The 21,360-nt window shown below is 71.3% G+C and carries 13 protein-coding genes and 1 pseudogene; 5 read left to right on the top strand and 9 right to left on the bottom strand.

Annotated features, from left to right (window positions below; all coding sequences use genetic code 11):
* Nucleotides 1–36 precede the first annotated feature (36 nt).
* Entirely contained in the window at nt 37–1,263 is a 1,227-nt protein-coding gene (locus tag ACFWM2_RS00115; RefSeq protein WP_383271301.1) for a tyrosine-type recombinase/integrase, read from the top strand.
* Between the two features lie 285 nt (nt 1,264–1,548).
* Here the strand turns inward: ACFWM2_RS00115 and ACFWM2_RS00120 are convergent, their stop codons facing one another.
* The gene (locus ACFWM2_RS00120; RefSeq protein WP_383274008.1) at nt 1,549–2,709 is read right to left on the bottom strand and encodes a magnesium and cobalt transport protein CorA; all 1,161 of its coding nucleotides are present in this window, start codon (nt 2,707–2,709) and stop codon (nt 1,549–1,551) included.
* A 520-nt stretch (nt 2,710–3,229) separates the two neighbouring features.
* On the opposite strand from ACFWM2_RS00120, the gene ACFWM2_RS00125 reads away from it, so the two are divergent.
* Nucleotides 3,230–4,396 (top strand): winged helix DNA-binding domain-containing protein, encoded by a 1,167-nt coding sequence (locus ACFWM2_RS00125; protein WP_383271303.1) that lies wholly within the window; start codon nt 3,230–3,232, stop codon nt 4,394–4,396.
* 26 nt (nt 4,397–4,422) lie between these two features.
* On the opposite strand, the gene ACFWM2_RS00130 is transcribed toward ACFWM2_RS00125, so the two are convergent.
* The 4 genes from ACFWM2_RS00130 to ACFWM2_RS00145 all read right to left on the bottom strand — a co-directional run bounded on the left by ACFWM2_RS00130 (nt 4,423) and on the right by ACFWM2_RS00145 (nt 10,401).
* Entirely contained in the window at nt 4,423–5,070 is a 648-nt protein-coding gene (locus tag ACFWM2_RS00130) for a LysE family translocator (protein WP_383271305.1), read from the bottom strand.
* Nucleotides 5,071–5,268: 198 nt separating this feature from the next.
* Nucleotides 5,269–6,060: a S1 family peptidase gene (locus tag ACFWM2_RS00135; RefSeq protein ID WP_383271307.1), complete on the bottom strand. Its 792-nt coding sequence runs from the start codon at nt 6,058–6,060 to the stop codon at nt 5,269–5,271.
* Between the two features lie 296 nt (nt 6,061–6,356).
* Complete coding sequence (locus ACFWM2_RS00140; protein ID WP_383271309.1) at nt 6,357–9,164, bottom strand: AAA family ATPase; 2,808 nt, start codon at nt 9,162–9,164, stop codon at nt 6,357–6,359.
* Between the two features lie 400 nt (nt 9,165–9,564).
* Nucleotides 9,565–10,401, bottom strand: a complete 837-nt coding sequence (locus ACFWM2_RS00145) for a response regulator transcription factor (RefSeq protein ID WP_383271311.1) — start codon at nt 10,399–10,401, stop codon at nt 9,565–9,567.
* Nucleotides 10,402–10,503: 102 nt separating this feature from the next.
* Between ACFWM2_RS00145 and ACFWM2_RS00150 the strand changes: the two genes are divergently transcribed.
* The gene (locus ACFWM2_RS00150; protein WP_383271313.1) at nt 10,504–12,207 is read left to right on the top strand and encodes an AMP-binding protein; all 1,704 of its coding nucleotides are present in this window, start codon (nt 10,504–10,506) and stop codon (nt 12,205–12,207) included.
* The gene (locus ACFWM2_RS00155) at nt 12,204–13,811 is read left to right on the top strand and encodes an AMP-binding protein (protein WP_383271315.1); all 1,608 of its coding nucleotides are present in this window, start codon (nt 12,204–12,206) and stop codon (nt 13,809–13,811) included. Before ACFWM2_RS00150 ends, ACFWM2_RS00155 begins: the two co-directional genes overlap by 4 nt.
* A 96-nt stretch (nt 13,812–13,907) precedes the next feature.
* Here ACFWM2_RS00155 and ACFWM2_RS00160 read toward each other — a convergent pair.
* Nucleotides 13,908–14,288, bottom strand: a pseudogene (locus tag ACFWM2_RS00160) (hypothetical protein); the annotation flags it as partial.
* A gap of 1,283 nt (nt 14,289–15,571) precedes the next feature.
* Here ACFWM2_RS00160 and gcl point away from each other — a divergent pair.
* Nucleotides 15,572–17,356: a glyoxylate carboligase gene (gene gcl, locus ACFWM2_RS00165; RefSeq protein ID WP_383271317.1), complete on the top strand. Its 1,785-nt coding sequence runs from the start codon at nt 15,572–15,574 to the stop codon at nt 17,354–17,356.
* A 393-nt stretch (nt 17,357–17,749) separates the two neighbouring features.
* Here gcl and ACFWM2_RS00170 read toward each other — a convergent pair whose 3' ends face one another.
* The 3 genes from ACFWM2_RS00170 to ACFWM2_RS00180 all read right to left on the bottom strand — a co-directional run bounded on the left by ACFWM2_RS00170 (nt 17,750) and on the right by ACFWM2_RS00180 (nt 21,353).
* Complete coding sequence (locus ACFWM2_RS00170) at nt 17,750–17,974, bottom strand: hypothetical protein (protein WP_383271319.1); 225 nt, start codon at nt 17,972–17,974, stop codon at nt 17,750–17,752.
* Nucleotides 17,975–18,489: 515 nt separating this feature from the next.
* Nucleotides 18,490–19,947, bottom strand: coding sequence for a catalase (locus ACFWM2_RS00175; RefSeq protein ID WP_383271321.1), 1,458 nt, complete (start codon nt 19,945–19,947; stop codon nt 18,490–18,492).
* A gap of 515 nt (nt 19,948–20,462) precedes the next feature.
* The gene (locus ACFWM2_RS00180; protein ID WP_383271323.1) at nt 20,463–21,353 is read right to left on the bottom strand and encodes a 2-hydroxy-3-oxopropionate reductase; all 891 of its coding nucleotides are present in this window, start codon (nt 21,351–21,353) and stop codon (nt 20,463–20,465) included.
* Nucleotides 21,354–21,360 lie beyond the last annotated feature (7 nt).

A 21,360-nucleotide genomic window follows, 5' to 3' on the forward strand; every position in this document is an offset into this window, starting at 1 on the left:
CTCCTACCGCACGCAACCTGCCATCGAGGGAAGTATTTGGCCGGCTACATAGAAGACCGCTGGATCAAGAAGAAGAAGGACCCCGACACCGGCAAGCGGGAACGCACCGCCCGCTACGGCAAGGGCTCCAGGTACCGGGTCGCCGGCATCCCCGGTGTCCGGGACAAGTCGTTCGACGTGCTCGAAGACGCCAAGGCGTGGCTGCGCAGGGCCGGCACCGACAGCGAACGCGGCGAGTTCGTCGATCCCCGCGACGGCTCCATCACGCTGGACGACTACGTAACACGCTTCTGGCAGACGGGAGTTCGCGGTGCGCCCGGCACGATCAAACGCATCGACGAACGCGTCCGCCTCCACATCCAGCCGCAACTGGGCACCGTCGCCCTGCGGGACATCAGCCCGGCGGTACTGCGTGGCTACATCGCCGCGCTGGAGAGCGAACTGTCACCGCGATACGCCCGGCAGATCCTCGGCTCGCTCTCGAACATCTTCGAGACCGCCATCGACGACAAGCGCCTGGTGCGCAATCCGATGCGGGCCAAGTCCGTGCGGTGGCCCAAGGCGCCGGAGGATCAGAGGGAAGCCTGGCCCCTGGAGACCGCGCAGCGCGTACGGGACGCGATCAACGCGCGCTACCGCATCGCCGTCGTGCTCGCGCTGGGCTGCGGGCTGCGGCAGGGTGAGGTCTTCGGGTTGTCGCCGGAGGATGTCGACTTCGCCCGTGGAGTCCTGCGCATCCGCCGGCAGGTCCAACTCCTCGACGGGCGGCTGTACTTCACCTTGCCGAAGGGCGGCAAGACCCGTGTCGTCGACATGCCTCCGTCGGTCGCCGCCGCGCTGGCCCAGTACTTCATGGAGTACCCGGCGGTCGAGGTAGAGCTGCCGTGGGGCGGTCCGGAGTCCGATCGGGAGACGAAGAAGTTCCCGCTCGTCATCACCACGAGGTACGGCAACGCCCTTCGCGCGAACATCTTCAACGTCGAGGTGTGGAAGCCGGCCCTGGCTGCCTCCGGCGTCATCCCCCTGCGCAAGAAGGGCGAGCGGTGGAAGGCGTCGCGCAAGGACGGCTTCCACGTGCTCCGGCACACGTACGCCTCGGTCATCCTCGAAGCGGGCGAGTCCGTCGTCACCCTGGCCCGCTGGCTCGGCCATTCGAGCCCGACCATCACCCTGGACTACTACGCCCACTTCATGCCGGAGGCCGGCGGCAAGGGGCGCGGTGCCATCGACGCTCTGCTCGGCCGGCCTGCTCTGGCCGCGTAGCCGTCCGTTCCTCACGACCCATGAAACGGGTGGGCACAGCGATCGCTGTGCCCACCCGTTTCGGCGTTCCACAAGGGAAGTTGGCTACTCTCCGTGCCGAGCGGTGCTCTCAGGAGGTGCCTGAAGAGCGAAGCTCCGGCAGGTCAACGCGCTCGATCGCAGAAGACCGCCCAGACCGGAGCGCGGCTCATTCTCCCCAGATTCTCCCCAGGAGCTTCTGAAGCGCCGTCGGAGCTTGCGATCCGGGCAGCAGCCACTCCCGGGAGCGCCTCCCGAGGCGATTACTCAGAGCCAGTCTTTCCGCTTGAAGATGACGTACAAACTGGTGCAAACAACCGCCATCAGGACGATGGCGAAGGGGTAACCGAGCACCCAGTGCAACTCCGGCATCCGATCGAAGTTCATCCCGTAGATCGTCCCCACCAGCGTCGGCGCGAACAGGATCGCCGCCCACGACGAGATCTTCTTGATCTCCTCGTTCTGTTCGAAGCCCGCCTCGGCCAACGCGCGCATTTCGGCGTTCTGTTGCTGGGTCACCAGGGTCGCGTTGACGGTGAGGATGTCGGCGAGGGCCTGGCGGAAACCGTCGACGCGCTCGCTGGTGTGGGTGACGTGGTCGGCGACGTCGCGGAGGTAGCGCTGGAGCTCCTCGTCGGTGCCGTACTTGGCGAAGCCGGCCATCAGGCCGTGCAGCATGCCGACCAGGGGGCGGGTGGCGCGCTGGAACTCGACCATTTCCCGGGAGAGTTCGTAGATACGGCGGGACACCTCGGGGTCGCCGCGGAAGACCTCGGTCTCGATCTCGTCGATGTCGTTCTGCACGCCGGCGACGACCGGGAGATAGCCGTCGACGACCGAGTCGAGGATCGCGTAGAGGACGGCCTCCGCGCCGAGCTTCAGCAGCTCCGGGCTGTCCTCCATGCGGCGGCGCACCGCCGAGAGGTCCGGCGCCGCGCCATGGCGGACCGTGATGACGAAGTCGGGGCCCACGAAGACGTGCAGCTCACCGAAGTCGACCTCCTCGGACGCGTCCAGATAGCGGGCGGCCCGCAGCACGACGAACAGCGTCTCGCCGTAGCGCTCCAGCTTCGGGCGCTGGTGCGCCTCCATCGCGTCCTCGACGGCGAGCGGGTGCAGGTCGAACTCGGCAGCCAAGGAAAGGAGTTCGGCCTCCGTGGGGCGGGCCAGACCGATCCACGCCATGCCGTCGGGCTGTTCGCGCAGCTCGCGGAACGTCTCCGCGAGCGTGGTCGGGGTGGAGACGCGCACACCGTCGCGGTACAGGGCGGCCTGTACGACGCTGTCAACCTCGGCCGGGTCCGTCACCGGCGGCTCCGGGTGCGGTGCCCGGGACGGCGCCGACGGCGTGGACGGGGGCGTCAGGGCACGGCGCCAGGCGGACTTCCTGCCGTTCTTCGCGGCCGGACGGGCGCGGCGCTCGGACATCGACTGCCTCCCGTCCTCGCTGTGCGGCTGACTGATCACGGAGCAGGATATACGGGTCAAATGAGGTCGGCGCGAGTGCCCGGGTCCTGCACGGTACGGGTTGTTCGGGAATTGCGGACAGAAACTGTCCGCAAGCCCCACTAGCCTGCGGAGCATGACGACGGCGACGGACCCGGCGATGACGAAGACCGACGTGAGGAAGGCGGACTCGACGGTGACCGAGGCGGACGACAGGAGCAGGGCGGGCCGGGCGACCGCCCGCGGGGCATCCCCGGCGGCACGGCGCGCGCCGTCCCCGGCGGGGGAGCGGGCGGCCTCCGCCGCGACGCCTTCCACTGAGACGGCCTCCGAGAAGGGGCCGACCTCGAAGGTGCCGTCCGCTGAGACGGCCTCCGAGAAGGTGCCCTCCTTGAAACTGCCCTCCTCGAAGCTGCCGTCGGAGAAGGGGCCCTCCGCCAAGACGGCCTCTGCGAAAACACCCTCCGCCAAGACACCCTCCGCCAAGGAGGCCGCCGCGAAGGTGCCCTCCGCAACGGCCGCCTCCGCGAAAACACCCCCCGACAAGACCCCGGCCTCGGCAAAGGCGGCGAAGAGCAGGGCGGCGGCCCCCGTACTCGGTGTCCGGGCGCTCAACCGGGCCACCCTCGACCGCCAGCTCCTGCTGCGCCGCTCCGCGCTGTCCGCCAAGGACGCCGTCACGCACCTCCTCGGACTCCAGGCGCAGAACGTGAAGCCGCCGTACTACGCGCTGGCCGCCCGCCTGGAAGGGTTTGCCCCCGAGGACCTGTCGCGGCTCATGGCCGACCGCGAGGTCGTCCGTATCGTCACCATGCGCTCCACCATCCACACCCACACCGCCGACGACTGCCTCACCCTGCGACCGCTCGTGCAGGCGGCCCGCGAGCGGGAGCTGAACGTCTTCCGCAAGGGGCTCGCCGGGGTGGACCTGGACCGGCTCGCCGCGGTCAGCCGGGAGCTGGTGGAGGCCGAGCCGCGCACCATGAAGCAGCTGCGCGAGGCACTGCTCGCCGAGTGGCCGGACGCCGACCCGTTCGCGCTGGCCGTCGCCGCCCGCTGCCGGCTGCCCCTGGTCCAGGTCACCCCGCGGGGCCTCTGGGGTCGCAGCGGCCAGGTCGCGCTCACCACCGCCGAGCACTGGCTGGGCCGCCCGGCCGAACCGGTCCCCGCACCGGACGCGACCGTGCTGCGCTACCTCGCCGCCTTCGGGCCCGCCTCGGTCAAGGACATGCAGACCTGGGCCGGTCTGACCCGCCTGCGCGAGGTCTTCGAGCGGCTGCGGCCCGAGCTGGTCACCTTCCGCGACGAGCACGGCGTCGAGCTCTTCGACCTGCCCGACGCGCCCCGCCCGGACGCGGACACCCCGGCTCCACCGCGCCTCCTGCCCGAGTTCGACAACCTGCTTCTCTCGCACGCCGACCGCTCCCGCGTGGTGCCCGCCGACCTCAAGGGCCGTACCTGGCAGGGGAATCAGGCGTACCGCACCTTCCTCGTCGACGGATTCCTGGCAGGTGTCTGGCGTCACGAGGAGCAGGTGCTCACGATCGAGGCCTTCGGCACCCTCACGAAGGCACAGCGCGACGAGGTCGTCCAGGAGGCCGGACGGATGCTCGCGGTGATGTCCGGCGGGACGTCGTACGACATCCGCTTCGGGACGGTCATCGAGTAGACGCCGCCCCGGTCACGGGCCCGGGCTCAGTCCGCCCGGCCCGTGACCGCGACCGTCAGGCCGAGGCCGATCATCGTGAATCCGCCCGCGCCGCCGATGAGCGACAGCCGGCGGTCCGAGCGGGCGAACCAGCCGCGGGCCGCGGAGGCGGTGAGCCCCCACAGGGTGTCCGTGACGAGACCGATGGAGATCGGGATCAGCCCCAACAGGAGCATCTGGAAGGGGAGTTGGCCCGCCGAATGGTCGACGAACTGGGGCAGTACGGCGGCGAAGAAGACGATGCCCTTGGGGTTGGTGACGCCGACCAGGGCACCGTCGAGGACCGTGCGGGCGTCACCGCGCGCCGGTGCCTGCGATCCGGTCCCGATCGCCGCGGCCCGCATCTCCTTGCGATGGCGGAACGCCTGCACGCCGAGGAAGACCAGATACGCGGCGCCGGCCAGCTTCACCGCCAGATAGACGGTCACGGACCGCTCGACGAGTGAGCCGATCCCGAACGCGACCGCCACGACCAGCAGGTAGGAGCCGATGACATTGCCCAGCGCCGTCGCCACGGCGGTGCGCCGGCCGTGCGCGAGCGCCCGGCCGATGACGAACAGCACGCTCGGGCCCGGGATCACGATCACGAGCAGCGACATCGCGGCAAAGGCCAGGAACCGGTCCGTGGACACCATGCCCATCACCTCCCACAGGGGCCCATTCAAACAGGTGACGTCAGCCGCGGACCACCGTCCCGGACAGGGAAGAACCGCGGCCCGGACACCGGGCCGCGGTTCGTCACCGGGCTGGAAGGGGAGCGGCGCGGGCCGCTCGTGGAGGCTCGCGACGCTCCCCGGCTTGCACCTGAGGGGTACTCAGGAGTTCTTGGGTGATTACGAGTTGACCTGTGTCGTCACCAGGCTGGAGAACGTGGTGAGCCGGGTGTACACGCCCGGGTAGCCGGCCTCGGCACAGCCCTCGCCCCAGGAGGTGATGCCGGCCAGCACCCCGCCGATGAGCAGAGGGCCGCCGCTGTCGCCCTGGCAGGTGTCGACGCCGCCGGCGGTGTAGCCGGCGCAGACCATGTCGGAGGCCACGAAGTCGGAGCCGTAGGAGCTCGCGCAGCTGGAGTTGGACACGATCGGGACGGTCGCGGTGCGCAGCTGGTTGGACGAGCTGCCGCTCTCGGAGGTGGTGCCCCAGCCGACGATGCGGGCGGTGGCGCCGGTCGCGTACACGCTCGTCTGGGAGGAGGAGACGTAGGACGCAGGGGTGTACGACATCGCCGTCGACAGGGTCAGGACGGCCACGTCGTCGCCGTTGGTGGCGTCCGTGTAGTCGGGGTTGACCCAGATCTTGCTGACCTTGCTGACGGTCCCGTTCGTGCCGTTGAGATAGGTGCGGCCGCCGACGACGCGGACGCTGCTCGTGGTCTCCCCGACCATGCAGTGGGCGGCGGTGACGACCTTCTTGGCCGCGACGAGGGTGCCGCCGCAGAACTGGCTTCCGGAGGCGTCGGTGATCTGCATCATGAACGGGTACGCGGTCGTCGTGGTCGTCGAGCCCCCGACGATCGGCTGGGGCGCGGCGACGGCACCCGGGGCGCCCAGCAGCACGGTCGCGGCGGCAGCGGCGGTCGCCGCGCAGACGGCGGCGGTCTTCTTGGCGCGGTTGAGCCCGAACATGGGTCTCCTCGGAGGTTGCCGGTGGGGGGACGCGCGGGTGGGGGGTGCTGCACGGGGGCCGGCGGGCCGGCACCCAGTGCCCGGGCGAGCGGCACGCCCTCACGCTAGAAGCCGGCACGCCCACCACCCAATGAGGGAACCCCCTAGGCGAGTTGGGGAGGGAAAACCCTCGGTCGCGCCGCGCAAACCTCCAGGAGGGTTCACTCGTTCGGTCCGCGCGTTCGGCCGTCCCTCGGCGGGGCGCGCCGCCGTCCGGGATGATCCCGGCACGCGGTGCCCAGAAGTCGGTCCAGGCGTCAGCCCGCGCGGCCACCCGCCGCCAGCCGCACGATGTCGACCCGCGACCGTATCCCCAGCTTCCGGTAGACGCGGGTGAGCGTGGCCTCGACGGTCTTGACGCTGATGAACAGACGGGCGGCGATCTCGCGGTTCGTGGCGCCCTCCATCACGAGCGCCGCGACCTGACGTTCCGTCGCGGCGAGGGTGTCCAGCGCGGCGGGGGCGATCACCGGCGCCGGGCTCACGGTCGCGGCCGTCTCGACCTGGCGCAGCCACGGCAGGGCGCGGCAGCGCCGGAACAGCCGCGCGGCCTCGTCGTACGAGGTCGGGCCCGGCCGGTGGGTGCGCAGCCCCGCCAGCGCGTACGCCGCCCGCGCCTCCTCGAGCCCGTATCCCAGCTTGGCCAGCCGGTCCTGAGCCGACGTCAACTGCCGGGTGGCGGCGCCCAGTTCACCGCGTGCCGCGCGGGCGAGCGCCTCGGCGCGGTCGAGCACGGCGAGAACGCTCTCCCGCCCGAGGCGCAGCGCACGCGCACGTGTGGTGTCGATGACGTCCTGTGCCTCCGCCGGCTCACCGATCCGGACCAGCGCCTCCGCGAGATCGCCGTGCCAGCGGCCCCGCGCGGGATCCGTGACCCCGAGCCCCTCCTCCAACTCCCTGACCCGGCGCAGCGCCTGGACAGCGGCCGGCGCGTCCCCCGCGACCAGGTGGGCGTGCCCGAGGGCGCCCAGCGCGCGCGACAGATAGATCAGGTCCCCGTCGTCCTCGGCGCGTTCCACCGCCTCCAGAGCCAGCACCAGCGCCCGGCCGGCGTCACCGCCCGCGGCCTCCGCGAGCGAGGTGAACATGGCGGTGGCGGCCTCCCCGATGCCGGTGTCCCGGGCCAGCCGCAGGCTCTCCCGGGCCAGGTCGAGGGCGCGGCCGCAGTGCCCGGCCCGCAGCTCCGTCTCGGCGAGTCCCCGCAGGAAGTGCACCTCGCTCTCGACCATCCCGCGCCGGCGCACCTCACGCAGCAGAGCGGTGATCGTCGTGCGCGCCTCGGCGAGCTGGTCGCCCATGATCAGCCAGCGGAAGCGGACCGCGCCGGCGCCGTTGTGGTCGCACGCCACCCGCGGGTCCTGCGGCTCCCGCATGGCCCGCTTGATGGTCGCGGGCGCGTCCGCGTGCCCCATCAGGGTCTCCATCTGGGCGCGGAAGGCGAGCGCGAGCAGCTCGGTGCGCCGGTCCCCGGCCCGCTCGGCCAGCTCCGCCGCCCGCGCCGCCTCCTCGCGGCCCTTGGCCATCTCGCCCTCGACGAGCAGCGCGCGCCACGCCAGTTGGTAGCGCACGAGAGCGAGCAGTCCCGGGTCGTCGCCGGCGTCCGCGAGGGCCTGCGGGAAGACCGCGTCGACCTCGGCCATGGCCTGCCCGGCCGCGTCGATCACGACCATCCAGGCGCGTACGCGGTCGGCGGGCTCGGTGGCGCGGGCCAGCACATCGCGGGCGATGTCGCGTGCCAGGTCCCTCTCCCCGGCGGTCAGCGCGTCCTCCGCGGCCTGCAACCGCCGCTCGTCCGGGCCGGGCGCACCGTCCACGGGGGTGTGCCGGGCGGCCAGCAGTCCCAGTCCCGCGGCGACCGACGGCGCGCCCCGGTCCCGGGCCGCGGTCGCGGCCTCCGCGAGCCGGGCGGCGACCCGGGGGTCGGTCCCCGTGGCGGCCAGGGCGAGATGGCGGGCCCGCTCGATGGGGTCGGAGGCGGCCGTGGACAGCGCGGCATGGGCGGCGCGCCGCTCCTGCGGGGTCGCCTCCGCGTACACGGCCGCCGAGATGAGGGGATGCGCGAACCGTACGACCGGACCCTCCCGTTCGGGGGTCAGCAGCCCGAGCGCGGCGGCCGACGCGGTCTCCGTCTCGGCGTTCTCGCGCCCCGCGGCGAGCAGCAGTGCCTGGGTGGGACGGGCGCCCGCGCTCGCCACGAGCAGGGTGCGGCGGGCCTCGGGCGAGAGCATGCCGAGACGATTCAGCACCAGTGCCCGCAGCGAGGTCGGGACCGGCAGCGGTTCGCCGGGGCGCGGGGCGGTCGGGCTCTCGGCCAGGGCCCGGCCCAGCTCGAGCGCGAAGAGCGGGTTGCCGCCGCTGGTGCGGTGGATGTCCCGCACGGTCGACCGCGGCAGGCCCGTGTAGCCGCGTCGGCTCAGCAGCTCGGCGACCTGGGCGCGGGAGAGCGGGTTGACCCGCACGGCGAGGGTTTCCGGAGGGGACGCGCGTAGATGGCGGTCGTGCTGCTGCGCCTCCGGCTCCGTCTCGGTGCGTGCCGCACACAGCATCTGCACCGGTATTCCGCCGAGGCGGCGGGCGGCGAAGCCGAGCAGCTCGGTGCTGGCCGAGTCCAGCCACTGGAGGTCGTCGGCGACGATCAGCACCGGCCCGCGGGAGGCCAGGGCCCGCAGCACGGACAGCACCGCGAGCCGCAGCGCGAGTCCGTCGCGCTGGAGGGTGGACTCACCGCGGCCGGTGAGAGCGGACTCCAGGGCGGTGCGCTGCGGTGCGGGCAGCGCGTGGGAGACCTCGTCGAGGACGAGGCCGAGGAGGTCGGCCAGGGCAAGGAAGGGGAGATGGGATTCCGACTCGGTGGCGGAACAGCGCAGGACGGTCCGCGCGGCTTCACCGTATTCCGCGGCCAGGGCCCGCAGTACGGTCGACTTTCCAATTCCCGCCGGGCCGTGGATCAGCACACTGCCCCCGCGGGAGAGCTGCTCGCGGGCGCCCGCGACCAGTTCCTCCCGGCCGATGACCAGGTCGGGGCGGGGTCTCGCAGGCTCCTTGAAGTCCCCTGTCACGGTCACCGCTCCCCTCGTGTGTCGTGTTCGGGCCAATATTAGGCAACGAAACCTTGAAATTCGGACGGTCGGAGAGGTGAGGGAAATAACAAGGCCGAGGCATAAGGCAATTCATTGAGCCCGTCATTGAATGGGTGATCTCTCACAGCTCTGCCGAACGGGTTGATTCCGGGCCCGCGGAACGGCCTATAAGGTCCCGCAGGGCACCAAATCCCCCGGAGCGGCGGAGAACGGCCCGTTGGGGGCACCCCCACCCCGTGCTCCAAGGAGCCGTGCCCCGGCGGACGTCGGCCGAAAGGACTCGTCCGGAACGAAAGGCGGCCGGCGAGATCTGGCTACGCCGGCAACCCGGCCCGGCGTCGGAACGCAACGCGGCCTGAAGCCAACGCGGCCGGTGCCCCATGGCCTACGGCAGCAGCCCGGCCCGGCGGGCGGCCACCACCGCTTCCAGGCGGGTGTGCGCACCCAGCTTCCGCATCGCCGAGCGGAGATAGCCCTTCACCGTCTCCGGACGCAGCCCCAGCCGCTCGGCGGCGACCGCGTTGGTGGCACCCGCGGCGACACAGGTGAGCACATCCACCTCGCGGGGCGACAGCCCGACGTCACGGGCGGCGGGCTCCTGGCCCGCCGCGCCGGCCAGGCGCCCGCAGGCCTCCAGGAGTTCCGCCCGCAGCGCCGGATCCACGATGCGCGGGGCCAGCGCGCGCAATACGCCGTGCGCCTCCCGCACCTCCTCCCACGCCGCCGGGGACGCCGCGGCGGGCACCCGCGTCGCGGCCAGCAGACTCCGCGCCTCGTCCCGTACGACCAGCGCCTGTTCCACGTCCCGCGCCGCCTGCACGGCCGCGGTCAGCGTGCGGTCGCCCAGCGGCTGGGCCGTCCGCAGGGCGCCGTACAGGACGGCGCGCACCCGGCGCCGTACGACCACGGGCACGGCGAGGACGGAGCAGAGCCCCTCCGTGGCGACGGCGACGTCGTACTCGTGGCTGATCTGCCGCGAGGACGAGTAGTCCGTCACGGCGCACGGGCGGGCGAGGGCCACCGCCTTGCCGCCCAAGCCGTTGCCCGACGACACCGCGAGGGCGCTGAGCGCGGCCGTCGCGGTGCCGCTGAGTTCGCTGATGCGTACCTGTCCGCGCCCCGGCTCGACCAGTCCGCCGAAGGCCACCGGCAGCCCGGTCGTACGCCGCAGCCGCAGCAGCGCACCACGCATCTCGACCACCTCGGCTGCGTCAGCTGCCACCTGCTCGCCCCTTCATCGCGGCGCACCCCCCGTTCGGGGGTGGTGAGACCTGCATCACGGATTACACGATGGTAGGTGGCTGTCCGGCAACGAGGAGTACACATGACGGCGAAGACGAGCGCGACGGACGAATTCCGGACCGCGCGGGACTTCCTGCTGGCGCACCGCGAGGACTACGCGACCGCCTACGAGGGATTCGACTGGCCCCGCCCGGAGTACTTCAACTGGGCGCTCGACTGGTTCGACGTCATCGCAGAGGGGAACGACCGGACGGCGCTGCACATCGTCGAGGAGAACGGCGAGCGGACCCGGCTCTCCTTCGCCGAGATGTCCGAGAGGTCCCACCGCGCCGCCAACTGGCTGCGCGCCCAGGGCGTCCGCGCCGAGGACCGCATCCTCGTCATGCTGGGCAACCAGGCCGAGTTGTGGGAGACCGCCCTCGCCGCGATGAAGCTGCGCGCCGTCGTCATCCCCGCCACCCCGCTGCTCGGCCCGGCCGACCTCCGCGACCGCGTCGAACGCGGCCGGGTCCGGCATGTCATCGCCCGCGCCGAGGACACCGACAAGTTCGCGGACGTCCCCGGCGACTACACCCGGATCGCCGTCGGCGGCCCGCCCGGGGACCGGCCGTCGTACGAGCGCGGGGGATGGCGCTCGTACGCGGGAGTGGACGACGCCTCCGTCACCTTCGAGCCCGACGGGCCCACCCACTCGGACGACCCGCTGATGCTCTACTTCACCTCGGGCACCACCGCCCGCCCCAAGCTGGTCGAGCACACCCACGCGTCGTACCCGATCGGACACCTCGCGACGATGTACTGGATCGGGCTCAGGCCCGGTGACGTGCATCTGAACATCTCCTCGCCCGGCTGGGCCAAGCACGCCTGGTCGAACCTCTTCGCGCCCTGGAACGCGGAGGCGACCGTCTTCCTGCACAACTACACGCGCTTCGATCCGGTCCGGCTGATGGACGAGATGGACCGGGCCGGGGTCACCACCTTCTGCGCCCCGCCCACCGTGTGGCGGATGCTCATCCAGGCCGACCTGACCCAGCTGCGCACCCCGCCGCGCGAGGCCGTGGCCGCCGGCGAGCCGCTCAACCCCGAGGTCATCGAACAGGTGCGGCGCGCCTGGGGCGTCACCGTCCGGGACGGCTTCGGGCAGACCGAGACGGCGGTCCAGGTCTCCAACAGCCCCGGCCAGGAACTGAAGACCGGTTCGATGGGCCGACCCAGCCCCGGCTTCCGGGTCGAGCTGCTCGACCCGGTGTCGGGTGCGCCCGGCGCCGCGGAGGGCGAGATCGCGCTGGATCTCGCCAACCGCCCGGTGGGCCTGATGACCGGCTACCACGGCGACGGCGACCGCACCGCCGAGGCCATGGCCGGCGGCTACTACCGCACCGGCGACATCGGCTCCCGCGACACCGACGGCTACATCACCTACGTGGGCCGCGCGGACGACGTGTTCAAGGCGAGTGACTACAAGATCTCACCCTTCGAGCTGGAGAGCGTGCTGCTGGAGCACGAGGCGGTGGCGGAGGCGGCGGTCGTGCCCGCCCCGGACGCACTGCGGCTCGCGGTCCCGAAGGCGTACATCGTGCTGGCGGAGGGGTGGGAGCCGGGCCCGGACACCGCGAAGGTGCTCTTCGAGCACGCGCGCACCGTCCTCGCGCCGTACAAGCGCATCCGCCGCCTGGAGTTCGGCGCGCTGCCCAAGACCGTCTCCGGCAAGATCCGCCGGATCGAACTGCGCGAGGCCACGGCAGCGGGCTCGGACGCCGAGTACCGCGAGGAGGACTTCCGGTGACGGAACTGTCGTACGCCCACGGGACGAGCGGGACGGCCCTCCTCGGGGACACGATCGGAGCCAGTCTGGACCGGGCGGTCGCGGCCTGGCCGGACCGCGAGGCGCTCGTCGACGTGCCGTCCGGGCGGCGCTGGACGTACGCCCAATTCTCCGCCGACGTGGACCAGTTGGCGTATGCGCTGCTCGCCAGTGGCATCGCCAAGGGTGACCGGGTGGGCATCTGGGCCGTCAACTGCCCCGAGTGGGTCCTCGTGCAGTACGCGACCGCACGTGTCGGCGCGATCATGGTGAACATCAACCCGGCCTACCGCACCCACGAGGTCGAGTACGTCCTCGGGCAGGCCGGCATCTCGCTGCTCTTCGCGTCGCTCAGCCACAAGGGCAGCGACTACCGGGCCATGGTCGAACAAGTGCGCGGGAAATGCCCGCAGTTGCGCGAGACCGTGTACATCGGGGATCCGAGCTGGGAGGCGCTGATCCGGCGCGGAGCCCCCGATCTGTACGAGGACCTCTGGACCCGCAGGAGCGAGCTGTCCTGCGACGACCCGATCAACATCCAGTACACCTCGGGCACCACGGGCTTTCCCAAGGGGGCCACCCTCTCCCACCACAACATCCTCAACAACGGTTACTTCGTAGGGGAGTTGATCGCCTACACCGAGCAGGACCGCATCTGCATTCCGGTGCCCTTCTACCACTGCTTCGGCATGGTCATGGGGAACCTGGCCGCGACCTCGCACGGCGCCTGCATGGTCATCCCCGCACCGTCCTTCGACCCGGCGGCGACCCTGCGTGCGGTCCAGGACGAGCGCTGCACCTCGCTGTACGGCGTCCCGACCATGTTCATCGCGGAGTTGAACCTGCCGGACTTCACGTCGTACGACCTGTCGTCGCTGCGCACCGGGATCATGGCGGGCTCGCCCTGTCCGGTCGAGGTGATGAAGCGGGTGGTCGCCGAGATGCACATGGACGAGGTGTCCATCTGCTACGGCATGACGGAGACCTCGCCGGTGTCCCTGCAGACCCGCCGGGACGACGACCTGGAGCACCGCACGGGCACCGTCGGCCGGGTCCTGCCGCACTTCGAGGTGAAGATCGTCGATCCGGCGAACGGAGTGACACTGCCCCGCGCATCGGCCGGCGAACTCTGCACCCGCGGCTACAGCGTCATGCTCGGCTACTGGGACGAGCCCGAGCGGACCGCGGAGGCCGTCGACGCGGGCCGCTGGATGCACACGGGCGACCTCGCCGTCATGCGTGACGACGGCTACGTCGAGATCGTGGGCCGGATCAAGGACATGATCATCCGGGGCGGCGAGAACATCTACCCGCGGGAGATCGAGGAGTTCCTGTACGCGCATCCGAAGATCGCCGACGTACAGGTGGTCGGAGTGCCGCACGAGCGGTACGGCGAGGAGGTGCTCGCCTGCGTCATCCCGCGGGATCCTGCGGACCCGCTCACGCAGGCGGAGCTGCGGGCCTTCTGTGAGGGGCAGTTGGCGCACTACAAGATCCCGAGCCGGCTGCGGATCCTGGAGTCCTTCCCGATGACGGTGTCCGGCAAGGTGCGGAAGATCGAGCTGCGCGAGGGGTACGGCGAGTAGGGCGCCCCGGGATGCCCGGCGCCGCGTACGTCGCCCAACGCCGCCGGACGTCGTAGGACACCGTCGTACGGGCACAGCGTCGTACGGCGGCGGCCTTCAGGCTCCCGTGGCGACGAGGTCGGCGGCCGGGCTGTTGACCGGCTGGGGTGTACCCGTGAGGTCGAGGACGAAGAGGGGGACGCCCAGGTCGTCGGCGCGGGCGCGGGCGTCGTCCGCGTAGCCCGCGAGCGAGAAGTAGACGCAGCCCGCGGACTCCGTCATCGCGGTCAGCCACAGGCACTCCACGTCCCGCAGCGAGGCCGGGCGCACCGTCGGGTCCACCTGCGCCAGGACGCCCCGGGCCGCGAGCCCGATCCCCGACGGCGGTCGCTGATCCGCCCGCCGGACGTCCCGGTACCCGAGCCAGCGCAGATAGAGGGCGGTCACGGTCACCGCGTCCCGGGCCGTCCGGATGGCGACGGGCTGGAACGCCGGACGGGGAGCCCGGGTGCGGCCGGGGTGGTCGAGGGGTACGGGGGCGGGCGCCGGCGACGTCGACCGCCCGGGGTCGGTGGCGCTGCCCGGCTCGGTGCCGGTGCCGGTGCCGGGGTCAGCGCTGCGGTCCGTGCCGGTGTCAGCGCTGCGGTCGGTGACGGCCTGGGCGGCCGAGGTGCCGGGACTTGTGCCGCTGTCCGTCGCGCTGTGGGAGGCCGAGGCGCCGGGGCTTGTGCTGCTGTCGGTACTTGGGTCCTTGTCGGTCCCGAGTCCGTAGGTGACGGCGCCCCTACTGCTGGCGGTGCCTGGGTCCTTGTCGGTCCCGACCCTGGAGGCGGCGGTGTCCATACTGCCGTCGGTGTGCGTGCCCCTGTCGGGCTCCGCCCCGGAGGCCGGGGTGCCGGTGGGGCCGCCGTAGGCCCGCCTCTCCCGTGCGGGGCCCGGGGCCGCCCCCGGGCCGGGAGCGGCATCGGGGTCGGCGGTGGAGGGGACGCCGGGTTCGGCGGGCGGGTGGGTGTGCGACCCGTCGAGCGGGTGACCGTGCGCCGGCCGTAGCGGCGTCCCGGCCACCGCGATCCGCAGCACCGCACCGCAGGCGCACCCCAGCTCGGGATGGGGCCACTGGTCCGCACGGCCACAGGCGGCGCAGCGGACCCCGACCCAGTCCTCGTCCCAGGTGCGGTGGGTGACGGCGAGCGGCGCCGTGCGGCGGTCGAGCGGCGGCGAGACGGGCGCACCGCACACGCAGGGATAGGACGGCGCGGAATAGAAGTGCTCGCGGCGGCAGGCCGGGCACCGCACCGGCACGCTCTCGGCCATGGGCCCACTCCAGGACAGACGTCGTGTCGGGGACAGCGCCCCCATCGTCCTCCAGCCGCCGCCCTGCCGGCAGCCGAACGGCCCGATGACCGCGCTCGGATTCCGCCACGGAAAAGGGGGCACGCGCCTGCACCACCGCTGCGGCCACCGGCCCCGAAACGGGGGCACACGACGGCACCCGCCCCTGCGGCCCCCGGCCCCGAAAGGAAGGCACACGACGGCACCCGCCGCCGCGGCCCCGGCCACGAACGAGGGCGCACCGCCGGGCCCTCCGCTGCCGGTGCCGCCCCGGCGCCCGCTCCCCCCGCTCTTGACGGCCCCTCGTACCGCCACTTACATTGATTCCAGATAGTAGAAGTTACTTTCCGCAATACGGAAATCGTGATGCGGGTCAACACACGGAATCACATGGCTCTCCGAGGGGCGCGACGGGAGCGCGAATCCGACAGCCGAAGCAGGAGTACTCAATGGCTCGTATGACCGCTGCCCGCGCGGCAGTCGAGATCCTCAAGCGCGAGGGCGTCAGCGACGCGTTCGGTGTCCCGGGCGCGGCGATCAACCCCTTCTACGCGGCCCTCAAGGCCGCCGGCGGGATCAGCCACACCCTCGCCCGCCACGTCGAGGGCGCCTCGCACATGGCCGAGGGCTACACCAGGACTCACCCGGGCAACATCGGCGTCTGCATCGGTACGTCGGGGCCGGCCGGCACCGACATGATCACCGGTCTCTACTCCGCGCAGGGCGACTCGATCCCGATCCTGTGCATCACGGGCCAGGCGCCGACCGCCGTGATCCACAAGGAGGACTTCCAGGCCGTCGACATCGCCTCGATCGCCAAGCCGGTGACCAAGATGGCCGTCACGGTGCTGGAGGCCGCCCAGGTCCCCGGCGTCTTCCAGCAGGCCTTCCACCTGATGCGCTCCGGCCGTCCGGGCCCGGTCCTCATCGACCTGCCCATCGACGTCCAGCTGACGGAGATCGAGTTCGACCCGGAGACGTACGAGCCGCTGGGGGTCTACAAGCCCGCAGCGACCCGCGCGCAGGTCGAGAAGGCGATCACGCTGCTCAATGAGTCCGAGCGCCCGCTGATCGTCGCCGGTGGCGGCGTCATCAACGCCGACGCGTCCGAACTGCTGGTGGAATTCGCCGAGTTGACCGGCACGCCGGTCATCCCGACGCTGATGGGCTGGGGCATCCTGCCCGACGACCACGAGCTGAACGCCGGCATGGTCGGCCTCCAGACCTCGCACCGCTACGGCAACGCGACCTTCCTGGAGTCCGACTTCGTCCTCGGCATCGGCAACCGCTGGGCCAACCGCCACACCGGCAAGCTGGACGTCTACACGGCCGGCCGCAAGTTCGTGCACGTCGACATCGAGCCGACCCAGCTCGGCAAGATCTTCGCCCCGGACTTCGGCATCGCGTCCGACGCGAAGGCCGCCCTGGAGCTGTTCGTCGAGGTGGCACGGGAGTTGAAGGCCGCGGGCAAGCTGCCCGACCGCTCCGACTGGGCCGCGTCCGCGCAGGAGAAGAAGGCGACCCTCCAGCGCCGTACGCACTTCGACAACATCCCGATCAAGCCGCAGCGCGTCTACGAGGAGATGAACAAGGCCTTCGGCCCGGAGACCCGGTACGTCACCACCATCGGCCTCTCGCAGATCGCGGGCGCGCAGATGCTGCACGTCTACCGGCCGCGGCACTGGATCAACTGCGGTCAGGCGGGCCCGCTGGGCTGGACGGTCCCGGCCGCGCTCGGTGTCGCCAAGGCGGACCCGGAGGCCCAGGTCGTGGCGCTCTCCGGTGACTACGACTTCCAGTTCATGATCGAGGAACTGGCCGTCGGCGCGCAGCACCGGATCCCGTACGTCCATGTCCTGGTGAACAACGCCTACTTGGGCCTGATCCGGCAGGCGCAGATCGGTCTGGACATCAACTTCCAGGTCAATCTGGAGTTCGAGAACATCAACTCGCCGGAGCTGGGCGTCTACGGCGTCGACCACATCAAGGTCGTCGAGGGTCTCGGCTGCAAGGCGATCCGGGTCACCGACCCGGCGGAGCTGGGCGCCGCATTCGAGCAGGCCAAGAAGCTCGCCGCGGAGTTCCAGGTGCCGGTCGTGGTCGAGGCCATCCTGGAGCGCGTCACCAACATCGCGATGAGCAAGACGAACGACATCAGCAATGTCGTCGAGTTCGAGGAGATCGCGACCGAGCCCGGTCACGCGCCGACCTCGATCAAGACGCTGAAGGTCTGACCCAGGTCGGAGAGCGAGAACGGTCCGAGGACCGCGTAGGGGTGGCTCAGCCCGGGGGGGAGTGAGCCGCCCCTTTCGCATGCTCTGAGCCGGCCGAGGAGCCGGCCGGGACGCTTCGGCGACGGGAGCGCGGGTTCCACGAGACTCACCGCGTCGCGAGGCTGTCGTCGGCGGTACGACGGTGGACGGCATGCGCCCGACCGTCGTACCGCCGACGTGGTGCTCCCCCGGAACGAGGCCCGCCGCCCCCGTGTCGGCGGGCCTCCTGTGTCGAGGATGTGCCCATGCACGGGGGAAGTTGAAGCCCTGGCACCGGTGTTCAGAGCTGGATTTGAGGGTTCCGTAGGCGAGGTACGCCCGCTTGCGTAAGCACCGGAGAAGTACCGTCCGTCGTCATTCCGCCGGATCCTCCGACAGCCCGGGCCAGTGGTCCGGGCCGCCGCCCTGCCACTCGATGATGTCGCTCTCCTCGACCTCGATCGCGTCGAGACCGGCGCGCCGCAGGAACTCGACGACGTCGTCGAGGTGGTACGCGATGCCGAGCTTCTCGTCCCCCACGGTGACTCTCCGCGAGCCGTCGAGGCCGGGCGCGTGCACAACGATGCTGGGATAGTCCATGCCCTCAGACTCCCGCCCGCCGACCGGATCCGCACGCCGACGGGCCCGACGGGCACCCGCTGTCCACCGGGCCCCCGCGGGCCCCGCACGACAGCGAGCGGCGCCGGGCTCCGGGCAGCAACGAGAGCGCCGGGTACGGGACCATCCGTACCCGGCGCTCTCTGCCGGTGAAGTGTGCTGTTGTTGCCGTCCGACGGCGCGAGGCTGGGCGCGACAGGACGTTCGCGCCGCCGGACGGGGTTCGGGGCACCCCCGTGGGGGAGTGGCTGGGACCGCGGCGGATGCGATGGAACCGGAACCGCTCTTCCCTCAGGTCGAGAAGGACGTTCCGGGACCTTGACCACCGCACTGGCTCGCACACCGCCGCGGTCCCACGCCGCGCCGGCCGTAGCGGCCGACGCGATCTGCCCGCTCCGGCTCCGGACCACCCCTCATCCGGGTCCAGGAGCCTTCGCGGGCGTGCGCCCGGGATCTGACCTCCCGTCAGATCCCCGGCGCAGCCCAGGGGTTGGGGCTCAGTCCTCGCGCAGGGCGTGGACCGCCTCCGCCACGCGCTTGCCGTACTCGGGGTCGGCGGCGTGGAAGTGGGCGAGGTTCTTCTCGACGACGTCGTCACGGGAGACCTGCGAGAGGCCGCCGGCGATGTTCGCGATCAGGCGCGACTTCTCGTCCTCGGACATCAGCCGGTACAGCTCGCCCGCCTGGAAGAAGTGGTCGTCCTTGGTGTGCAGCGGGGCCTCGTGGGTGCCCGTGTGGCCGTGCACCGCGAGCGGCGCGGCCAGCGGGCGGCCGGTCTCGGCCGGTCCTTCGTACGAGTTGGGCTCGTAGTTCTTGGCGGCGCGGCCCTGCGCGTTGGACGCCATCAGGCCGTCCCGGCCGTAGTTCTCGGCGACCGTCGCCTTCGGGGCGTTGACGGCCAGCTGGGTGTGGTTGACGCCCAGGCGGTAGCGGTGCGCGTCCGCGTAGGCGAACAGCCGGCCCTGGAGCATCTTGTCGGGGGAGGGGCCGATCCCCGGAACGAAGTTGTTCGGGGAGAAGGCGGCCTGCTCGACCTCGGCGAAGACGTTGTCGGGGTTGCGGTCCAGGACCAGGCGGCCCACGCGCTGCAGCGGGTAGTCCTGGTGCGGCCACACCTTGGTGAGGTCGAACGGGTTGAAGCGGTAGTCCGCCGCCTCGGCCGCGGGCATGATCTGGACGTACAGGGTCCAGGACGGGTTCACGCCCCGCTCGATGGCCTGGAGCAGGTCCGTCTGGTGGGAGTTGGCGTCCTTGCCCGCGATCTCCTGCGCCTGCTCGGTGGAGAGGGAGCGGATGCCCTGGTTCGTCTTGAAGTGGTACTTGACGAAGAAGGCCTCGCCCTCGGCGTTCGTCCACTGGTAGGTGTGCGAGCCGTAGCCGTTCATGTGGCGGTAGGACGCGGGGATGCCGCGGTCGCCCATCAGCCAGGTGATCTGGTGCGTCGCCTCGGGGGCGTGCGCCCAGAAGTCCCAGACGTTGTCCGGCTCCTGCTTGCCCGTGAACGGGTCACGCTTCTGGGAGTGGATGAAGTCGGGGAACTTGATGGGGTCCTTGATGAAGAAGACCGGGGTGTTGTTGCCGACGAGGTCGTAGTTGCCCTCTTCGGTGTAGAACTTCAGCGCGAAGCCGCGGGGGTCACGGACCGCGTCCGCGCCGCCGAGGTTGTCGGCCACCGTCGAGAAGCGCAGGAAGAGCTCGGTGCGCTTGCCGACGGTGTTCAGGAAGTCGGCGTGCGTGAAGCCCGTGACGTCGTCGGTCACCTCGAAGTAGCCGTACGCGCCGGAACCGCGGGCGTGCACCACGCGCTCCGGGATGCGCTCACGGTTGAACCGGGCGAGCTTCTCCAGGAGGTGCTGGTCCTGGAGGAGGAGCGGGCCACCGACGCCGGCGGTGGCGGAGTTCTGGTTGTCGGCGACCGGGGCGCCGGACTCGGTCGTGAGCACGCGCTTCGTCATCTTCGGGTGGCGACCTTCCGTACGGAACTGCTGGAACTGTTGACGGTGACGCGAGCGTATGGACGCCCGGTCAGCAACGTCAACAGTTTGTTGAAGTCATGTTTCAACGGATTGTTGAACCCCTGTCGGTGGGATCCCACAAGGGAATCCAGGGGTGGGTATCCGGGCCGCGGCGGGGCTTGGGCGCGACAGGACAGGTGTCAGCACCGCCGCGGCCCGGAGGTCTCGGTGGGGAACCGGATCACAGGGTCCGGGTGGATCGGGTGGCCCGGAGCGGGGCGTCGCGCGGGCCGCTCAGGACCTGGCGTCGGGCTCGTGGCTCAGGGCTTGGTGAAGGGCCTGGGCGTGGCGTCGGGCTCGTGGCTCAGGGCTTGGTGAAGGGCCTGGGCGTGGCGTCGGCCCCGTGACTCAGGGCCTGGCGAGGGGCCTGGGCGTGGCGTCGACCCCGTGACTCAGGGCTTGGCCATGGCCCGGCGCCGGCCGCGTTGCTCAGGGTCCGGCGCCGGGCAGGCGGCTCAGAGCTGGGCGCCGGAGAGGCGCTCGACGCCCCGCAGCAGCGCCGAGTGGTCCAGGCCGCCGTCGCCCTGCGTACGCAGCGACGCGACCAGCTGGGCGACCACGGCGCCGACCGGCAGCGCGGCACCCACGTTGCGGGCGGCGTCCGTGACGATGCCCATGTCCTTGTGGTGCAGGTCGATACGGAAGCCCGGCTTGAAGTCGCGGTTGAGGAAGTTGTCCTTCTTGCGCGTCAGCACCGTGGAGCCCGCGAGGCCGCCGTTGAGGACGTCGAGCGCGGCCTGCAGGTTGACGCCGGACTTCTCCAGGAAGACCACGGCCTCGGCGCACGCCTGGATGTTCACGGCGACGATCAGCTGGTTGGCGGCCTTCACGGTCTGACCGGAGCCGTGCGGACCGCACAGCACGATGGTCTTGCCGAGGGCGTCGAAGATCGGCTTGGCCTCGTCGAAGTCGGCCTGCTCGCCGCCGACCATGATGGACAGCACCGCCTCGACGGCACCGGCCTCACCACCGGAGACGGGCGCGTCCAGGACGCGGATGCCCTTCTCCTGCGCGGCCTTCGCCAGGTCGACGGAGGTCTGCGGGGTGATGGACGACATGTCGATCAGGAGGGCGCCGGACCCGGCGTTCTCCAGGATGCCGTCGGGGCCGTAGGCGATGGCCTCGACGTGCGGCGACGCGGGCACCATGGTGATCACCACGTCGGCGTCGCGCACGGCCTCGGCGATCGAGCCCGCGACCCTGCCGCCGGCCGCGGCCAGGCGGTCCAGCTTGTCCTGCTCCAGGGTGAAGCCGGTGACGTCGTAACCGGCCTTGATCAGGTTCTCCGACATGGGGGAGCCCATGATGCCGAGACCGATCCATGCGACCTTGGGGAGATTGCTCATGAGGGTG

The sequence above is a fragment of the Streptomyces sp. NPDC058371 genome (genome assembly GCF_042723265.1).
Lineage (GTDB): Bacteria > Actinomycetota > Actinomycetes > Streptomycetales > Streptomycetaceae > Streptomyces.